17 protein-coding genes and 4 pseudogenes are annotated in these 17,587 nt (G+C 70.1%); 9 read left to right on the top strand and 12 right to left on the bottom strand.

Annotation, left to right across the window (positions count from 1 at the left end):
• Nucleotides 1-49: 49 nt before the first annotated feature.
• Genes H293_RS0130460 through H293_RS0130450 form a run of 3 tightly spaced genes read right to left on the bottom strand, consistent with a single transcriptional unit; the run spans nucleotide 50 to nucleotide 2,564 of the window.
• Nucleotides 50-781, bottom strand: coding sequence for an ABC transporter ATP-binding protein (locus H293_RS0130460; RefSeq protein WP_020121612.1), 732 nt, complete (start codon nucleotides 779-781; stop codon nucleotides 50-52).
• The gene (locus H293_RS0130455) at nucleotides 778-1,671 is read right to left on the bottom strand and encodes an ABC transporter permease (protein ID WP_020121611.1); all 894 of its coding nucleotides are present in this window, start codon (nucleotides 1,669-1,671) and stop codon (nucleotides 778-780) included. The genes H293_RS0130460 and H293_RS0130455 overlap by 4 nt, the downstream gene beginning before the upstream one ends.
• A complete protein-coding gene (locus tag H293_RS0130450; RefSeq protein WP_020121610.1) occupies nucleotides 1,668-2,564 on the bottom strand; it encodes a TauD/TfdA dioxygenase family protein in 897 nt (298 codons plus the stop codon). Before H293_RS0130450 ends, H293_RS0130455 begins: the two co-directional genes overlap by 4 nt.
• A gap of 506 nt (nucleotides 2,565-3,070) precedes the next feature.
• On the opposite strand from H293_RS0130450, the gene H293_RS61485 reads away from it, so the two are divergent.
• The 3 genes from H293_RS61485 (at nucleotide 3,071) to H293_RS0130430 (ending at nucleotide 6,177) form a co-directional block, all read left to right on the top strand.
• A complete protein-coding gene (locus H293_RS61485) occupies nucleotides 3,071-3,721 on the top strand; it encodes an MDR/zinc-dependent alcohol dehydrogenase-like family protein (protein WP_020121609.1) in 651 nt (216 codons plus the stop codon).
• Nucleotides 3,722-4,335: 614 nt separating this feature from the next.
• The gene (locus H293_RS0130435) at nucleotides 4,336-5,256 is read left to right on the top strand and encodes an LLM class F420-dependent oxidoreductase (RefSeq protein ID WP_020121607.1); all 921 of its coding nucleotides are present in this window, start codon (nucleotides 4,336-4,338) and stop codon (nucleotides 5,254-5,256) included.
• Between the two features lie 96 nt (nucleotides 5,257-5,352).
• A complete protein-coding gene (locus H293_RS0130430; RefSeq protein WP_020121606.1) occupies nucleotides 5,353-6,177 on the top strand; it encodes a DUF1684 domain-containing protein in 825 nt (274 codons plus the stop codon).
• Nucleotides 6,178-6,221: 44 nt separating this feature from the next.
• Here the strand turns inward: H293_RS0130430 and H293_RS0130425 are convergent, their stop codons facing one another.
• Nucleotides 6,222-6,800: a GNAT family N-acetyltransferase gene (locus H293_RS0130425; protein WP_020121605.1), complete on the bottom strand. Its 579-nt coding sequence runs from the start codon at nucleotides 6,798-6,800 to the stop codon at nucleotides 6,222-6,224.
• Nucleotides 6,793-7,479 (bottom strand): alpha/beta fold hydrolase, encoded by a 687-nt coding sequence (locus H293_RS0130420; protein ID WP_020121604.1) that lies wholly within the window; start codon nucleotides 7,477-7,479, stop codon nucleotides 6,793-6,795. The genes H293_RS0130425 and H293_RS0130420 overlap by 8 nt, the downstream gene beginning before the upstream one ends.
• Before the next feature lie 146 nt (nucleotides 7,480-7,625).
• Here H293_RS0130420 and H293_RS0130415 point away from each other — a divergent pair, with 146 nt between their 5' ends.
• Nucleotides 7,626-8,597, top strand: a complete 972-nt coding sequence (locus H293_RS0130415) for a helix-turn-helix transcriptional regulator (protein WP_020121603.1) — start codon at nucleotides 7,626-7,628, stop codon at nucleotides 8,595-8,597.
• Between the two features lie 207 nt (nucleotides 8,598-8,804).
• Here H293_RS0130415 and ykgO read toward each other — a convergent pair whose 3' ends face one another.
• The 6 genes and pseudogenes from ykgO to H293_RS54325 all read right to left on the bottom strand — a co-directional run.
• Nucleotides 8,805-8,927: a type B 50S ribosomal protein L36 gene (gene ykgO, locus H293_RS0130410; RefSeq protein WP_020121602.1), complete on the bottom strand. Its 123-nt coding sequence runs from the start codon at nucleotides 8,925-8,927 to the stop codon at nucleotides 8,805-8,807.
• Nucleotides 8,928-8,973: 46 nt separating this feature from the next.
• The gene (locus H293_RS0130405; protein ID WP_020121601.1) at nucleotides 8,974-9,234 is read right to left on the bottom strand and encodes a type B 50S ribosomal protein L31; all 261 of its coding nucleotides are present in this window, start codon (nucleotides 9,232-9,234) and stop codon (nucleotides 8,974-8,976) included.
• A gap of 46 nt (nucleotides 9,235-9,280) precedes the next feature.
• A complete protein-coding gene (gene rpmG / locus H293_RS0130400) occupies nucleotides 9,281-9,445 on the bottom strand; it encodes a 50S ribosomal protein L33 (protein ID WP_028808333.1) in 165 nt (54 codons plus the stop codon).
• 177 nt (nucleotides 9,446-9,622) lie between these two features.
• Nucleotides 9,623-10,027 (bottom strand): annotated as a pseudogene (locus H293_RS50205) (aldo/keto reductase); the annotation flags it as partial.
• A gap of 202 nt (nucleotides 10,028-10,229) precedes the next feature.
• A complete protein-coding gene (locus H293_RS61480; RefSeq protein ID WP_020121598.1) occupies nucleotides 10,230-10,358 on the bottom strand; it encodes a hypothetical protein in 129 nt (42 codons plus the stop codon).
• Between the two features lie 268 nt (nucleotides 10,359-10,626).
• A pseudogene (locus H293_RS54325) lies at nucleotides 10,627-11,483 on the bottom strand (zinc-binding dehydrogenase); the annotation flags it as partial.
• A gap of 1 nt (nucleotide 11,484) precedes the next feature.
• Between H293_RS54325 and H293_RS55295 the strand changes: the two are divergent.
• The 5 genes and pseudogenes from H293_RS55295 to H293_RS0130360 all read left to right on the top strand — a co-directional run.
• A pseudogene (locus tag H293_RS55295) lies at nucleotides 11,485-12,006 on the top strand (glycoside hydrolase family 18 protein); the annotation flags it as partial.
• 217 nt (nucleotides 12,007-12,223) lie between these two features.
• The gene (locus H293_RS0130375) at nucleotides 12,224-13,522 is read left to right on the top strand and encodes a ThuA domain-containing protein (RefSeq protein ID WP_020121595.1); all 1,299 of its coding nucleotides are present in this window, start codon (nucleotides 12,224-12,226) and stop codon (nucleotides 13,520-13,522) included.
• A 538-nt stretch (nucleotides 13,523-14,060) separates the two neighbouring features.
• Nucleotides 14,061-14,831 carry an NPP1 family protein gene (locus H293_RS0130370; RefSeq protein ID WP_020121594.1) on the top strand — a complete coding sequence of 257 codons (771 nt, stop codon included), beginning with the start codon at nucleotides 14,061-14,063 and terminating at the stop codon, nucleotides 14,829-14,831.
• A gap of 128 nt (nucleotides 14,832-14,959) precedes the next feature.
• A pseudogene (locus H293_RS0130365) lies at nucleotides 14,960-15,310 on the top strand (transposase); the annotation flags it as partial.
• Between the two features lie 146 nt (nucleotides 15,311-15,456).
• On the top strand, nucleotides 15,457-16,293 hold the full coding sequence (locus tag H293_RS0130360; protein WP_028808331.1) for an ATP-grasp domain-containing protein: 837 nt from the start codon (nucleotides 15,457-15,459) through the stop codon (nucleotides 16,291-16,293).
• A 586-nt stretch (nucleotides 16,294-16,879) separates the two neighbouring features.
• On the opposite strand, the gene H293_RS0130350 is transcribed toward H293_RS0130360, so the two are convergent.
• Nucleotides 16,880-17,485, bottom strand: coding sequence for a TIGR03086 family metal-binding protein (locus tag H293_RS0130350; RefSeq protein WP_028808330.1), 606 nt, complete (start codon nucleotides 17,483-17,485; stop codon nucleotides 16,880-16,882).
• Nucleotides 17,486-17,587: the final 102 nt, after the last annotated feature.

The raw sequence follows: 17,587 nt of genomic DNA, 5'->3' as shown, positions 1-17,587 counted from the left end.
GGGATGTGGTGTGCTTTCTGTGCTGGGTGAGGGTTTGTGTTCGGTGAGGTCAGTGCTGGCCGGCCAGGCCGAGATCTGCCAGGAGCCGGGCGCGGAGTTCCTCGCGTGCGACGCTCGCTTCGCGGTCCGCGGCGGAGAGGTGCACCTCGTGCGAGGTGCCGATGCGGCCGTCGCTCATGACGACGATGCGGTCCGCCAGGGCGATCGCCTCGTCGACGTCGTGGGTGACGAGCAGCATGGCCGCGTGATGCTTGGTCCGCAGGGCCCGTACGAGGTCGTGCATGCGCAGCCGCGTGATGGCGTCGAGGGCCGCGAACGGCTCATCGAGCAGCACGAGTTCGGGCTCCGAGACCAGGGCCCGCGCGAGCGACACCCGCTGGGCCTCGCCGCCGGAGAGCTCCTTGGGCCATGCCTTCTCGCGGCCCGCGAGTCCGACCTCGGCGAGAACGTCGCGGGCTCGCTGTTCCGCGTCGGGCCCGTGCAGGCCGAGCGTGACGTTGCGCAGGACCCGCTGCCACGGCAGCAGCCGGTCGGCCTGGAAGACGATCGCGCGCCGTGCCGGGACCTCCACACGCCCTCCGTCGGGCCGGTCGAGTCCGGCGAGCAGTCGCAGAAGGGTGCTCTTGCCGCAGCCCGAGGGACCGAGCAGGATCACCAACTCCTCGTCGGCGATGGTGAGGTCGATGTGGTCGAGGACCACCCGGTCACCGAACCGACGGACCGCTTTCTCGACGACGACCCCGGTCTGCCGGCGGAGCTCCGTCGCGATCGTGCTGCTCATGACGCCTCATAACTGGGTCGCCACCGCAGCAGCACCCGCTCGAGAACCCGGACGAACTGGTCGGCGAGCAGACCGAGGAGCGAGTAGATCACCAGCCCCACGAAGACCTGGTTGGTCTGGAGGTAGGTCTGCCCCTGCGTGATGAGGAAGCCAAGTCCCTTGTCGGCGTTGACCGTTTCGGCGGCGACGAGGCCCAACACGCTGTACGCGAGCGAGAACCGCAGGCCGACCAGGAACCCCGGCAGGGCCCCGGGCACCAGCACGCGCGTCACCAGGCGCCAGGTGCCCGCGCCCGTGGTGCGCGCCATCTCGATCAGCCGCTGGTCGACGCCCCGGATCGCGGCGAACAGGTTGAGATACATCGGGACACCGGCGCCGAAGGAGATCAGCAGCACCTTGGTGAGTTCGTCGATGCCGAACCACACGATCATCAGCGGCAGCACCGCGAGGAGCGGGATGGTGTTGAGCACCTGCACGAGGCCGTTGAACAGGTATTCACCGCTGCGCAGCAGCCCGCCGAGCACCCCGGTCACGATGCCGAGCGTCAGCCCGACCGCGAGACCGATACCGGCACGCTGCAGCGAGATGGCCAGGTCCGGCCCGAGGACGCCCTGTTGCCACAGGTCGACGGCCGACTTCACGATCGACGTCGGTGCCGGGGCGTAGGTCTTCGACACCACTCCGGCCCGCGCGAGTGCCTCCCAGGCGAGGAGGATCACGACGGGAGTCGTATAGACCCCGAGGGGCCAGCGCAGGCGCTCGCGGAGTGTGCTGAGCGGCGTCCGGCGGCGGGCGTCGCCCGGCAGGAACACCTCACGCTCGTGCGCGCTCGTCGTCTCGGCGGCCGGCCCCTTGGCGACGGCAGGCACTTTGAGGCTGAGCTCGGTCATGCCGCCACCGCCAACACGCTGCTGTAGTGCGAGGCGTCACCGACGAGTTGCTCGCTACGGCGTCCGTCGACACCGACCGGTACCTCTCCCGCGACCGTCACCCGGTTGAGGCGGCGCGGATGGTCGTCGTAGTTGTCCACCGCGTAGTGCTGGGTGATCCGGTTGTCGAAGATCAGCAGCTGCTGGGGAGACCAGGTCCAGCGCAGGATGTTCTCCGGACGCGTCACATACGACTGGAGGATGCGCAGCAGATCCGCCGAGTCGCTGCTCGGGAGACCGACGATGCGCTTGGCGAACCCACCGATGAACAGCCCGCGTTCGCCCGTCAGCGGATGCACCCGCACGACCGGGTGCTCCGCCTCGTACGGCGTCGACACGAAGGCTCGGTCGTACTCCTGCCGTTGTGCGGTCGAGGCCGCGGGACGGGCGTAGTCGTACTGGTTGGTGTGCACGACGCGCAGCGTGTCCGCGAGGGCGCGCAGCGGTGCGGGCAGGTCGCGGTAGGCCGCGGCGGCGTTGGCGATGAGCGTCTCTCCGCCGTACGGCGTGGTCACGATCGACCGGAGCGTGGTGAGCTGCGGCGGATTGATCACGAAGGTGACGTCCGTGTGCCATTCGTTGGCCTTGGACGTCTCGCTGTCGACGGCGAGCACGTTGGTCGTGCCGTCGGTGGCCGGCACGTTGGGGTGGGCGGTGGTGAGTTCGCCGAACCACCGGGCCACGCGCTCCTGGCCGGCGTTGTCGAGGTCGGCGTGATCGAAGACGATCGCCTTGTGCTCGTTGAGGGCGTCACGGAGCGCCGTGACCGTCGCGAGATCGGGGGTCGCCGTGAGGTCGACGGCCTCGATGACCGCGCCGATGCGGCCGGTGAGCTTACGGATGGACGGAGGCATGAGGGGGTCACTCCCGGACGGCTGGGCGCACACCAAGGGGCGCGCGGAAGGCCGGCTGAGCAGGCCGGAGGGAAAGAACGTGTGGTCGCGGGACCGCTACAGCCGCGTTCTCAGCGACCGCGTCGGCGTGCGCGAACAGGCTCCCGGCTCGTACGAGTACGAGTACGGAAAGGAGGTGAGACGGGAGCCCTCAGGAGGTGGATGCGACGATCCCGCGGGGAGGGTCGCAGCGCGGGCGGCTTCGCACCGTCGCTGCCCCGGCGCGCGCCGTGGGCGCACACCGGCCGCTGCCGGGGACTACTTGCCGGGTCAGCGACAACAAAACGCGCTGGAGACGTGCGCCAGATCGATGTGGCGCCGCCGAGTGAGGTCCACGCGCGGGTTCATGGAACGGGAGTTCAGCAGAGGTCCACCGCGTTGGTCAATAACTTTCCGGACAGGTCTTGCATTGCGGACACAGCGAACTTCTCCGTCTTCCGGAGGCGATCCGCAGGCCGGGGAGACGTGTGGTCACTCCCCTGCCGTCAGCCACCCGTGAGGCCCGGCTCGTCGCCGTCCCTGAGGGGCCGCCCGGCACTGAGTACTTCGCCGTCGTCGCGCAGCCGCTGCCCGCGCCCGGCCCCGGGCAAGTCCTAGTCCGCAACCGGTACTTCCTTGCGTTGCCAGACTGCGCGGGCGGCCCACTGCCGCCGGGAGACGCCGTCACGCACCGGCTCGGGTGGCGCGACCACGCGCTGGTGGCCGCGCCGAACTCCACCCCGGTCGGCGATGCGCTGCCGGACCGGGTCGCTCACCTGTCGTCGGGGTCGGTCGCCTACGCTGAGCTCACCCGGCTCTCCGGCGTCCGGCGTCCGGCGTCCGGCGTCCGGCGTCCGGCGTCCGGCGTCCGGCGTCCGGCGTCCGGCGTCCGGCGTCCGGCGACTCGGCCTCCCCCGCTCACCGTGGCGTGGTCGCACGCAGGCCTGCGGCACCTCCCGACCCGCCTGCGCGCCCACCTTGCGCGGCAGACGGACGGACATGAGCCGCCGTGCGAGGCAGGCACTCGGCTCGAGCCCCGGGGCCCCGCCACGGTCGCGGAGCTCTCGGCGCGGCCACTCCGGAAGTTCGTGCCGAGCGTGATCCCCGCCTCGTCGGCGAGCTGCTTCCACGTGGTGTAGGTCCGTGTCACCCCGGGCGCGGTGGGCTGGTCAGCTCCCGCCTGCGCGCCGTCGGCCGACCCGACGACGGCTTGAGATCCTGCCCGGCACCGAGATCATCATCGGTGCCACCGAGGAGGAAGCTCAGGAGAAGAAGCGTTGGATCCGACTCCAACAGGCCACCCCTGCCACGGCCTTGGGGATCGCCGGGCTGCTCTGGGGCATCGACCTGTCCGACCGCGACGCCGACGGGCCGCTGGCCAAGGAGGGCGAAGGCGCAGGCGCACGGCTGGTCGCTGCGCGAGACCGTCATCGCGCTCGGCCCGCAGCGCGGGCACGCCGGTACTCCGTCCGGTCTGGCCGACAAGTTCGCCCACTTCGTACGGCGCGGCGCGGTCGACGGCTTCAACGTCACGCCGTGCCTCATCCCGGACGGCCGCGACGACATCGTCGACCTGCTCGTCCGGAACTGCAGGAACGCGGCTACTACCGCACCGAGTACACCGGCACCGCCCTGCCCCGCGGGCTAAGCACCGGTATGCCCCTTCCCAGTCAGGACCGAGTACACATGAATGACAAGAAGCTGTCACACACGGACCGGAATGCCGGTTCGCCCGACGCCCGTTCTGACTGACATGACTGTTGGAGTAGCGCTCAACGCGTCCGACGCCCCGAACCAGGTCGACGCCACAGTCCAACTGGCCCGGGAGGCCGCGGGCGCCGGTCTGCGGTCAGCCTGGTTCGGGCAGACCTTCGGTGCGGACTCACCCCAGCTCGCGGCGATCGTCGGGCGGGAAGTGCCCGGACTGCAGGTCGGCACCTCCGCGATCCCCGTCTTCGGCCGCCACCCGCTGCTGGTCTCCAGCCAGGCCCAGACCGCCCAGGCCGCGACCCACGGCCGCTACCACCTCGGTCTGGCCCTGGGCACGAAACTGCTGACGGAGGGCTTCGGCCTGCCCTTCGAACGCCCCGTCGCCCGGCTGCGTGAATTCCTCACCGCCCTGCGGCAGTTGACCGAGACCGGCACGGCCGACTTCCACGGCGAGCTGCTCACCGCCACGACCCCGATCCCGGCGCGCGTACCGGGCGCCGAGAGCGGCGTCCCCTTGCTGGTCGCCGCGATGGGGCCGCAGGCGCTGCGGGTAAGCGGTGAGCTGGCGGACGGGATCCTGCCCTACCTGGCGGGTCCGCGCGCCCTGGCGGACCACATCGTGCCCGCCGTGACCGCCGCGGCCGAGGCCGCCGGCCGCCCCGCGCCCAGGATCGTGGCAATGGTGCCCGGCGTGGTCACCGACGACGTGGACGCGGTGCGGGCCAAGACCACCGAGAACCTCGCGTTCTACGAACAGATCCCGTCCTACGCCCGCGTCATCGAACTGTCCGGCGGCCGGCGGGCCGCCGACCTGGCCGTGATCGGCGACGAGAAGACCGTCGAGGCCGAGGTACGCCGTTACCGCGACGCCGGCGCCACCGAGGTCGTGCTCTCGGGCACCGAGATCGCGGGAGAAGCAGACCGCCGACGCACCTGGCGACTCCTCGGCGAACTGGCCCGCTGAGCACGCCGGTCGAGCCGACGGCCCGCCCGGCCCCCTGCACCCCCGTAACCCCGTAACCCCCGTAACCCCCGTAACCCCCGTAACGAAGGAGAACCCATGACCACAGAGGCCACCACGACCGACTTCCATGCCTTCACCGAGAACTGGCTGGAGTGGTACCGCGCCCAGGAGGCCCGGCTCGCCGGCCCGCACGGATTCCTGGCGATCACCGGCCTGCACTGGCTCGACGACCGGCCCCAGCGCTTCCCGGACGCGCCCGGTGCGTGGCACACCGGCCCTGACGGAGTGGTCGTCGACCTCGACGACGGCGAGGAACTGGTCGTCGACGGAACGCCGGTGCGCGGTGAACACCGCTTCGGCGTGCTTGCCGAGCGGGGCGGCGTCGACGCCGTCTGGGGAGACGCCGTCATCGAGGTCGCCAAGCGCGGCGGCAACGACATCGTGCGCCCCCGGCACCCGGACGCACCGCTGCGCACGGCCTTCACCGGAACGCCCGCCTACGCCCCCGACCCGCGCTGGGCGGTGACGGGCCGCTACCTCCCCTTCGACACGCCCCGACCGACCACCGTGGGCGCCGCCGTAGAAGGGCTTGAGCATGTGTACGACGCTCCGGGCAGGATCGAGTTCGAGCTGGACGGGCGTCAGCTGTCCCTGACCGCGTTCCCCGGCCCTGGTGCGGGCCGACTGATGGTGCTGTTCACCGACGAGACCTCCGGGGTCACCACCTACGCCGCCAACCGGGCCCTCGCCGTGGAACCGACCGGCACCGACGGCACGGTCGTCCTGGACTTCAACCGCGCCGCGAACCTGCCGTGCGCCTACACGGACCTGGCCACCTGCCCGCTGCCCCCCGCCGAGAACCGGCTGCCGGTGGCGATCGAGGCCGGCCTCAAGATCCCCCGCGAGCGCGGCGGTTCCTGAGCCCGCCTGATGCGGCTCGGTTGCCCCTCGGGGGGCGTCTCGACTCACGCCGGATCGACCACCCTGCTCACCAACCACGCGTGCTTGCCGACCTGTCGACCGCGCGTGAATCCGAAGTCCTCAAAAAGTTCGACGGTCGCGCTGAACAGGAAGCGGCCCTGCGCCTCGCGCCCGTCGGTCACCTCCGAGATGGCTTCGACGACGCCCCCTCCGGCTTGGGCGATCTGGTCGAGGGCGCCTTCCAGCGCTGTCCGCGCGATGCCCCGTCCGCGGTGCTTCCTGTCGACGTAGACACAGGTGATCCGCCAGTCCGGCCGCGGCGGTGCGTCCTTGTCGTATGCGCGCCTGTGCTTGATGTTGGGGAGTTCCTCGGGGCTGCCGTACTGGCACCACCCCTGTGCGGTGCCGACCTCGTCGAGGACGAGCGCGGCGTGGGCGCGGCCGGTACGTACGCGGTCCTGCTTGGCCTGACGGCGGTTGCCCCCCTGGCGGCCGCACTCCGGGTGGTAGCTGATGCACCAACACCCGCCGTAGATCCCGTTGTTGCGCTCGACGAGATCGGCGAAGGCGTCCCAGGTGGAGGCGTCCAGGGGGCGGACCTGGAACGGCCGGGGCTCAGACATCGGCGGCCGCCGCGGCCAGCAGTCGGGCGAGTTCGACCGGCTTGGTGATCATCGGCCAGTGGCCCGAGTCGATGTCGACGAGGTCCAGGTGCCTGGTGCGGGCGACCTCGGGCGCGTCACCGGCGTCGATCCATTCCCGGGCCTGGGCGGGGGTGAACTCGGGGCACACGAGCAGCATCGGGACGTCGAACCTCCGCTCGTCCGTCAGCCGCACCGTCCCCTTGGTTACCTGCTCGGGCACGGAGATCGCCGCCGAGGCAATGCGGCCGCGCGTCTCCTCGTCGAGGTCGGCGGAGTCCGGTCCTTCGAACGGGCCCCAGCCGGGAAAGGGCATCACGCCGTCCTTTGTCTCGAAGAAGTCGGCGTACGGCTGCCCGTCGGCGGATGGGAAGCCTCCGATGAGGACCACCTTGGCGACCCGCTCCGGCCGCGCGTCGGTGGCAAGCCAGGCCAGGGTGGAGGCGGCTGAATGCCCGACCACCATGGGTTTCTCCGGCGCCGCGTCCACGGCGGCGAGCACCGCCGCGACCTGGTCCTCCAGCGTGGCGGACCCGGCTCCGTCACCCTGACCCGGCAGGGTGAGTGCCACCGGTCGATGGCCGAGTTCCTCGAGCGCGGGCACGACGTCGTCCCAGGCGGATCCGTCGAGCCACAGGCCGGCGATGAGCAGGATGTCCATGAATCAGTTCTCTTTTCCGTGAAGCCGTGAAGCCGTGAAGCCGTGCAGCCGTGCAGCCGTGCAGCCGCGAGGTCGGTGCCCTCACGCTATGACTGGTTCCGGACAATCCACTTCCGGTATATCTCGTGACCACCTAATCTGCTCGGGTGCCGACCGAGCTCAGTCCCACCGCGCGAGCCCTGCGCACCCTTGAGATCCTCCAGTCCCGTACCGCGGGAGTGACGGCCGAAGAGCTTGCCGCCTCCCTGGGTGTCACGGAGCGGGCCGCGCGCCGCTACGTCGGCATCCTCCGCGAGGCGGGCATCCCGGTTCACTCGACCCGGGGCCCCTACGGCGGGTACCGACTGGGGCGCGGGGCTCGGCTACCGCCGGTCGTCTTCACGGAGCCCGAGGCGCTGGGCCTGGTCATGGCGGTCCTCGACGGTCAGCCCGCGGCCGCCGACCCCGATGCCGACGACCTCGTCGGCACCGCACTGGGCAAGGTCATCCGGGCGCTGCCCGAGAGCGTCGGCCGGCAGGCGGCCGCCCTGCGCGAGCACGCGTCGGCGGCGCCCGACCGTCACGCGTCCCGTGCGGATCCCGCCCTCACGAGCACGCTCGTCGCGGCGAGTGCGATGCGACGCCGCGTGCTGGTCACGTACCGCAGCGAGTCCGGCAACGAGTGGGAGGCGGAAGTGGATCCCTGGGCGGTCGTCGTCCGCTACGGCCGCTGGTACCTCCTGTGTCACTCGCACCGCGCGGACGCGATCCGCACCTACCGGATCGACCGGGTCCGCGCGGTCCGGGAGACCGCCCACCGCTTCGAGATGCCCGACGGCCTCGACCCGGTGGCGGCGCTGGAGGAGAACCTGGGCCAGGGGTGGGCGTTTCCCACGCGGGTCGTGTTCGACGCCCCGATGGCCGAGGTGCTCCCGTCGATCCGCCCGCCCATGGGACGGCTCGAACCGTCGGGAGACGGGTGCGTGCTCGTCGGCAGCACGAGGAATCCGACGATGTACGCGCAGGAGTGGCTGGCGCAGCTGCCGCTCGCCTTCCGTGTCGAGGGCGGGCAGGAACTGCGCGCGGCAGTGCGGGTGCTCGCCACGCGTTTCACTGCCGCCGTGACGGACGAGCCCTGAGCGCGCATCGCGAACGGCCCCAACCGCGGGCTACTTGCCGTCGCCGCCTGGCGAGCGGCATCCAGACCTGACCGTACCTGCGCAGAAGACCGCCGGTGCTCCGACAGATCGACGACTGAGGGGCATCCATCCTCGCTGACTGCACATCCGGAAGCGGCCCGGCACCACGAGTGCGGTGCCGGGCCGTTGAGGTGCTGCGCGGTGGCGTCAGCCTTGGCGGGCCTTGAAGCGGGGGCCCTTCTTGTTGATCACAAACGTCACGCCACGCCTGCGCACCACCTGAGCGCCGGGTTTGGCCTTCAGCGAGCGCAGTGACTTGCGTACCTTCATAGCGGCCTCCTTGCCGGGCCTTGCAGGGGTCAGACGGCTCGGGCCGTCAGGGACGGACGGCAGCGGTACGGCCGTAGCGGCGCTCGAAGCGCTCCACTCGGCCCGCGGTGTCCACGACCCGCGAAGTACCGGTGTAGAAGGGGTGACTCGCGGACGAGATGTCCACGTCGACGACCGGGTACGTGCTGCCGTCCTCCCACTCCACCGTGCGCTGTGCATCGAGGGTGGAGCGGGTGAGCAGTTGGAAGCCCGCCGCACGGTCGCGGAAGACGACGGGGCGGGAGACGGGGTGAATGCCGGACCTCATGGGTGGTGCCTCCTTGCGAAGCCTCGGTCGACGACCGAGGCGGGTGTCATCGTTCCTCGCGGAACAGAACGTGCTTGCCGGCCACCGGGTCGTACTTGCGCACGATCAGCCGGTCGGGGTTGGTCAGACGGTTCTTGCGCGTCACGTAGGTGACGTGGGTGCCGGCCGTCGACCTGAGCGTGACGACGGGCCGCGTGGTGCTGCGTGCCATGAGGACTCCTTCCACCACCACCGAGTACTTTGACTCGGTCATGTCATGCAATGGTGGTAACAAGGCCGTCCTGCGCGTCATTCCCGATGGCCGGCTGCCGCAGCGAGCAACGGCGCGTGGGGCCCGTGTCACCCCGCCACTGCCCCTTCGTCTTGCGCGGGGCCGGGCGGTGTCCTGCTAATGGCCGATCTTGTCCAACTCGGCGAGGTCGTCGTCGGAGAGCGCGAGTCCCGCGCCGGTGATGTTCTCGCGCAGGTGCGCCACCGACGAGGTGCCGGGGATGAGCAGGATGTTCGGCGAGCGCCGCAGCAACCAGGCCAGGGCGACCGACATCGGCGTCGCCTCCAGCCGGGTGGCCACAGCGGAGAGCGCCGTGGCCTGCAGCGGGGTGAAGCCGCCCAACGGGAAGAGAGGCACGTAGGCGATGCCGTTGCCGGCGAGTTCGTCGATGAGCTCGTCGTCCTGCCGGTAGACGAGGTTGTACATGTTCTGCACGGACACGATCGGCGCGATCGCCTGCGCCTCGGCGACCTGTTCCGCCGTCGCGTTACTCACTCCGAGGTGCCGGATCAGGCCCTGCTGCCCTCGGTTTCAGCGATCCCGCGAACTTCGGCCGCTTCTTCCGCGACCGCACCGGCCTCACCCCGGCCGCCTACGCGGCCCGCGACACCACGACCCACCCGTGAGCGGAGCGCGGCGTCGGCCCGAGGCCCCCTGATCGTCCGGGCGACGGGGGCTCATGCCGCGGGACTCCTGATCGACTCGGAGGCCCGTTCGGGCTGGGTCAGACCCAGTTGGGGACATGCTCTTCGGCGTAGCGGGCGCCGAATCCGCTATTCGGGAGGATCTCGTGGATCGCGCCGAGATCGGCCTCGGTGAGGGTGACGTCGGCCGCGTGGGCGTTTCCCTCCATGCGGGCTGCGCTCCGGGTGCCCGGGATCGGGACGATGTCTCGCCCTGGCCAGCAGCCAGGCCAAGGCCGGCTGGGAGACGGTGATGCCCTTGGTTGCTGCCAGGTCGCCGAGTCGGGCCACGGCTTCGACGTTCTTCTCGAAGTTGCCGGGCTGCCAGCGCGGGTCGATGTGCGCGATGACGTTGTCGCGTCCCACGACCAGTTCCTTGACCATCGGGTCGAAGTAGCTGACCTCGTGGTCGGTGGTCGTTTCTCGGTTGCCCGGGTCTCAGTCGTCCAGGACGACGACGTGCTTGCCCGGCGTGGTGCCGGACTCCAGGCCGGCCTGGGCCTCACGGACTTGTTCCAGGCCGTGGTAGACCTTCGCGACCGGGACGTTGAGGCGCCCTGCGGCGATGGCCTGGAGCTGGTGGGCGAAGACGTCGGCCGGGAGGTCGGCGGCCTGACCGCCGTAGGACGTCAGCCGCACCCCGCCCGGGATCATGAACGGGCTGAAGTCGGGGATCGCCCACTGGCCCGCCAGGGCTCCGGTGAAGCAGACCGTGCTGTGCCGGCGGACGGCGCGGAGGGTGTCGGCGAGGACCGAGCAGCCCACCAGTTCCAGTGCGGCGTCGACACCGTCCGGGATCAGTTCGCGCACCTGGTCGGCGAGGGTGCCGTCGTCGACGAGGGGATGGTCGGCGCCCGCGGCCCGCAGTTCCCCCGCCCTCTCCCGGCTGCGGGTGGTGGACAGCACGGTGGCTCCGAGATCCTTCGCGCTCGCCGCCGCGCTCAGCCCGACCGTGGAGGTGCCACCGCGGATCAGCGGCGTCTGCCCGGCCTTGAGGTCCAGACCGCGGGACAGGGAACCGTACGCGGTCTGGAACATCTCCGGCAGCGCGCCGACCACATCCCACGGCAGGTCGCTCTCGAACGGGATGACCTGCGCCGCGGGACGGTCACGTACTGGGCGTACGCGCCGTCGTACGCGCGGCCCATACCGCCCATCATCGTGGCCACCTGCCGGCCCGGCCGCAGCCCGCTGTCCTCGTCGGCCTCGTCGATCACGCCGACTCCCTCGATGCCGGGGACGCGTGGGTAGGTGACCACCGCGTCCGACTCACCCTTGCGGGTGGTGACCTCGGACAGCAACGGCACGGTGCAGCAACGGACCGTGGACGCGCTCAAGACCGTCAAGGCCAGCAACCCGGGCCTCAAGGTGTACGTCACCATCGGCACCGGGCAGAGCGGTCCTGACACGAGTCTGATCAACCGGGCCGCCTCGTCCGGGCTGACCGTGGACGCGTGGACGATCATGCCGTTCGACTTCGGCGGCGCGGGACAGAACATGGGCACTCTCACCCAGCGGGCGGCCGAGGGGCTGAAGACCGCGCTGAAGAACGCGTACGGCTACAGCGACGACGCGGCCTACCGCGCCATGGGCATCTCGTCGATGAACGGCATCACCGACGACAACGAGACCGTCACCCCCGCCGACTTCCAGACCATCCTCAGCTACGCGCAGGCCCATCACCTGGCACGGTTGACGTTCTGGTCCGCGAACCGTGACCGCCCCTGCCCGGGTGCCTACCCGAGCGACGACACCTGCTCGGGCGTGAGTCAGAGCAACTGGCAGTTCACCAGCATCTTCGCCCGGTACACCGGCTGACGTACGCACTCCGCACCCGAACCCCGACTCCCCCACCACGGGCGCATCCCTGCTTCGACCGTGCGGACCGACCAGCCGCCCTCCCCTGCCGGAAGCGCCCATGGCGGCGGCTGCCACCAGGTCAACAGCAACCGGACATCGGCGAGCCGTCCAACCACGGCAGCCGCCTCCCCCTGAGCAACTGCCCTTAGACCACACGGAAAGGATCGACCAGAAGATGAGAACCGTGCGATCCCGCTCCACCCGAGCGCTCCTGCGGGTCCTGCTCCTGCTGGCCACGCTGCTGGGCCTCGCGGCCGTACCACCCGTCGCACAGGCGAGCACCGCCGCGACCCCGTTCAAGGTCCTCGCCCTTTACAGCGGCACCTATGACGCGGCGCACATCGACTTCGACAAGGAGGCGAACGTCTGGTTCCCGCAGCAGGCGGCCGCCAACGGATTCACCTACACGGCCAGTACCAACTGGGACCTGCTCGCCAACGGCGGGGTCAACGCCTATCAAGTCGTCCTGTTCCTGGATGATCTGCCGCAGACATCCGCCCAACGCTCGGGTTTCGAGGCGTACATGAGGGGTGGGGGCGGCTTCATGGGCTTCCATGTCTCGGCGTTCACGACCGACGCGGCAAGCTGGTCCTGGTACCACAACACCTTCCTGGGCTCGGGCAACTTCGCGTCCAACACCTGGGGGCCGACGGGGGTGACCCTGAAGGTGGAGGACCACACGAACCCGGCCACCGTGAACCTGCCGACCACGTTCACCTCGTCGGTCAGCGAGTGGTACAACTGGTCCAAGGATCTGCGGCAGAACCCGGACATCAAGATCCTGGCATCGATCGACCCCAGCAGCTTCCCGGTCGGCACCGACCCCAACCAGTCCTGGTACAGCGGCTATTACCCGATCCTGTGGACCAACACGAAGTACAGGATGCTGTACGCGAACTTCGGCCACAACGCGATGAACTACACGACCAACACCCGGCTCTCGTCCACGTTCGCCAGCGCGAGCCAGAACCGGTTCCTGCTGGACGGGCTCAAGTGGCTGGGCGGGGGCGGCACCACGACCCCACCGACCGGCGACGAGATCTCGGAGACCGCCTGGTACACGGTGCAGAACGGCGGCAACGGCACGTGCGTGGACGCCCGTTCGGCAGCCACCGCCAACGGGACGGCCATCCAGCAGTACGCCTGCAACGGCACGACAGCGCAGCAGTACCGGTTCCGGAGCACCGACAGCGGGTACACGCAGATCACCGCCCGCGGCAACCCCGCTCAGGTGATCGATGTGACCGACCACTCGACGGCGGACAACGCGCCGTTGCAGCTGTGGGCCTACTCCGGCGGCACGAATCAGCAATGGCAGCCGGTGCGTGAGACAAGCGGGCGCTATCACTTCGTCGCCCGGCACAGCGGCAAGTGTCTGACAGCCGCCGCACCGGCGACGAACAGTGTCCAGCTCACTCAGCGGACCTGCGACGGTTCGGCCGCGCAGGCCTTCGAGCTCGCTGCGCAGTCCTGAGCCACTGCACATCGACGCAAGGACGCCCGCGCCGGGCATGCTCAAGCCGGTCGAGTACGAACTCCGCACCCTCACCGGTAGCGTACGAACCAAGCACCTCGACTCCACCCACCCCGGGGGCAGTCACCTCCATCAGGCCCGCAGCGGTTCTCCCTGGTGCAGCCTGAGTTGTCGCAGCACAGCCGCCGAGCCGACAGTTCGATCACACTCCGGTGGGCGGCCACCAGCGCACGGGGCCGCGCGAATCGTTCCCTTCGGCGTCGGCCCGGGTGGCATCAACTCGCTGCAAGACGCCGGACCTGGGGCGCCGACGAGGGCCTCCTCGTCGGCCGGCACGCCAAGGGCGCGTGTGACTTCGCATGCGGGCGAGCCGACCGACCGTCCGCGCCCACCGAACCACAGGCGAGCGTCGATCAGTTCGGAAAAATGCCGCCCTGAGTTCGGCGGAAAGCCCTTCCAGCAGCCTCTCGGCTTGCCAGTCTCTGTCTGCACACGCCGGATGTCATGTCCGCGATCGTCACATCGCCACGGAGACCCCATGCCTCGAACCACCAGCAGAACGATCCGGCTCGCCAGAGCCGTCGCCGTCACGGGCAGCGGCGCGGCTCTCGCTGCCACGCTGACGGGCAGCGCCTCCGCGGGCGTGCTGCAGAACCTGCCCGAGAACGCCACCGCATTCCAGAAGTACTTCGAGCCCGTGTACGACTACGACACGGACTCCTGCTACCCGGCCGCCGCCATCGACGCGAGCGGGACCCTCAACGGCGGCCTGAAGCCGACCGGCCCCATCACCGGACAGTGCCGCGGTGACCACCTCGGCCACGCCAACACCTACTCGCGAGCCAAGTGCAACAACGGCTGGTGCGGAATCATCTACGCCAGCTACTTCGAGAAGGACGAGGCGTCTCCGGGCATCGGTCACAGGCACGACTGGGAGTGCATGGTCGTGTGGGTCGAGCAAGGGGCGGACACACCGTCATACCTGTCCGCCTCCCGGCACGGCGGCTTCAGCACCCACCCGATTGCCGACGTTCCGATGAGCGGTCGGCGCGTCATGGCCGTCTACCACAAGGACGGTGCCAGCACCCACGCCTTCCGCTTCGCCAAGTGGGGCGAGTCGGCGGAGAACGACACCGGCGCCTGGCACCAGGAGAACCTGCTCACCTGGGACAGCCTCGCACCCGACCTGCGCACCGTCCTGAACGGCTCCGACTGGGGCAACGCCAACCTCCCGCTCCAGGACTCCAAGTTCAACGACACGCTCAACAAGGCCAAGCCGGGCGGCATCCCCTTCGACCCGTACGCATGACTTGTCTGCCGGCCGGGTGCCCAGACCGCAGGACATGAAGGTCGCCGCCCCGAATCTCGGGGCGGCTGCCGCCGCCGGGAGCAGGCAATGCCGGTGAACGCATGGAAGTGGTCAGTCGGCAAGGCTTGGTCACCCAACTGCTGCCGCTGCTGGACAAGATCCCGGCAAGGGCCGGAGTCGTCGGACGGCCGCGCAGACGGCCCGACATACTCTGCGCCGACCGCGGCCACGACCACGACCACGACAAGTACCGCCGGCTCCTGCGGCAACGCGGCATCCGGCCCGCGATCGCCGAGCGAGGCCAGCCGCACGGCACCGGCCTGGGCACATTCCGCTGGGTCGTCGAGCGGACGATCTCCTGGCTGCACGGCTTCCGCCGCCTGCGCATTCGCTGGGAACGACGCCACGACATCCACGAGGCCTTCTTTGGCATCGCCGTCTGCCTGATCACCCACCGCCACGTCCAGAGGCTTTGTTAGGGCCAGTTAGCCGCCCACGCCGGCCGATACCAAGTGCGCCGTGCAACTACTGCGAGTCCTTGACTGGTCGCACGGGCGGGACCGGCCCGGTGCTGGGAGTTCGGTGGTCTGAGTAGATTGGTGGCCACCGACCCAGGAGATGGCCCGTGCCCGGCCGCCCCAGCGTTTTGTTCGTGACCGACCTCGCCTACGAGGCCCGGGGGCGGCGTTACTGCGACGAGGACATCTTCCTGTCGTCTCGGCTGCGGAACGACTTCGACGTCGCTTTGTGCCATCCGCTGGACGCCTCGGCTCTGATGGACTCCTTTGACACGGTCGTGGTCCGCAACAGCGGCCCCGTGCTGCACTACCAGAAGGAATACGACGCCTTCCGGGACCGGGCCGCGGCGCGCGGCACCCGGGTCTACAACCCGCTGTCCGGCCGGGCCGACATGGCAGGCAAGCAATACCTGCTGGACCTGACCGCAGCCGGATACCCCGTCATCCCCACCATCGACCGGCCCCAGGACCTCGGCCGCCTGCCCGAGAGCGACCAGTACGTGGTGAAGCCGAAGGCAGGGGCGGACTCCATCGGCCTCAGCTTCGTGCCTCAGGAACAGCTGGCCGGCCTCGTCCACGGCGACATCCTGGTTCAGCCCCGCATCGATTTTCGCTACGAGGTGTCGTTCTACTACGTCGACGATGCCTTCCAGTACGCCCTTCACGCCCCCGACCCCGAACGGCGCTGGGTCCTCGAGCCCTACCGGCCCACCGAAGCCGACCTCGATTTCGCCCGCCGCTTCATTGACTGGAACACCCTTGACCACGGCATCCAGCGCGTGGACGCCTGCCGCACCCAGGACGGTGACCTGCTCCTTGTCGAGCTGGAAGACCTCAACCCCTACCTCTCCCTGGACCGCCTCGACGACCCGACCCGCGACACATTCGTCACCAGCATGACGACCTCCCTCCACCGGTTCCTCGGAACCCCGTCCCACCCCTGAACCAGGGCAGGCCGCCGGTCACCTTGGAGACAGGTGGCAAGGGCGTGGAAGGCTTTGTGGAGGTCGTCGCGTCGGTCCCAGCGGATGCGCAGGCGGCGGAAGCCGTGCAGTCAGGCGTTCGTTCTTTCGACGACGTACCGGAAGATGCCCAGGCCGGAGGGGTGGGACTGGTCGCGTTCGGCGAGGAGCGCGCCGGGCCGGCACCAGGACCGGCCCACCACCCGGCCACCGGCCAAACCTTGTAGCGGCGGCAACCGCGTGACGCCGTCGCGGTGGCCGCCGGTCAGCTATCCGGCGGGCGGGATGCTCTGGGCGTCGGTGATGACGTGGTGCCTGCCGCCCATCCCTGCACGGCCGACCAGGCTGGGCCCGCTTTGGGGCCCCCTCGGGCCCCCTCGGGCCGCCTCGGGCCGCCCGCCCAGGGAGGATCGATCATCGCCAGCGGCCACACGTCGGCCTCGTTCCACGCGGCCAGGACTCCCGCACGTCACGCCCGAGCCGAAGCCGAGCGCCTGCGGCAGGTGCTCCCCCTGGGCACCGGTGCGGAACACGAACAGGATCACGGCAACGGCCCGATCAGCGCCCGCTACGAGGCGCTCCAGCGAGGGTCGCGGCCGAGGTAACGCAGGAGGACCGCCACGTCGTCGTCGCCCTGCTCGGGGGCCAGGGCGGCGGCGTACGCGCCGTATGGGCGCAGCGGCTCGACGATCTCCCTGGCGACCTCGAGAAGGGGGCGGGCCAACTCGGGCGTGAGCGGCGACGGCCGGCCCGTCGCCTGGGCGATGTCCCAGCCGTGGACCGCTGCGTCCAGCCCGCACGCTGCCGAGCCGGACCAAGGGGACATCTTGTGCGGCGGCACCGGGGTGGGCACCTCGGCGACGCCCCGGTCGACCCCCGCCCATGCCGTCGCCGCGCGTGCCAGGGCGTCCTCCAGGAACCCCGCCGGGTCCACTCCCTCCATCTCGCCCGTCGGGGCGAACGGGTTGAAGTCGGGGCCGGGTTCGCCGGTCAGGGCGGCGGCGAAGCCGATCTGGTCGCCGACGGCGTGCTGGAAGACCTGGGCGACGGTCCAGTCCTCGCAGGGTGTCGGCAGGCGCCAGCCGTCGGCGGGGACGGCGCCAACCGCCGTGCGTAGTGCGTCGTGGGAAGCGTCCAGAACGTCCCAACCGCTGGAGATCATGCCATCGCTCATCGGAGAGCCCCCTTTTCGTGGTGCCCTCACTGTGATGAACGTTGGTGTCATGCGTCCACTCTCGGCCCGTGACGACAAGGGAGCCAAGGACGTCTGCGACGG

Origin of the sequence: Streptomyces canus 299MFChir4.1, assembly GCF_000383615.1 — a bacterium.
Taxonomy (GTDB): Bacteria; Actinomycetota; Actinomycetes; order Streptomycetales; family Streptomycetaceae; genus Streptomyces; species Streptomyces canus_C.
Note: the sequence above shows the minus strand (reverse complement) of the source record. Positions and strands in the feature narration are given on the sequence as shown.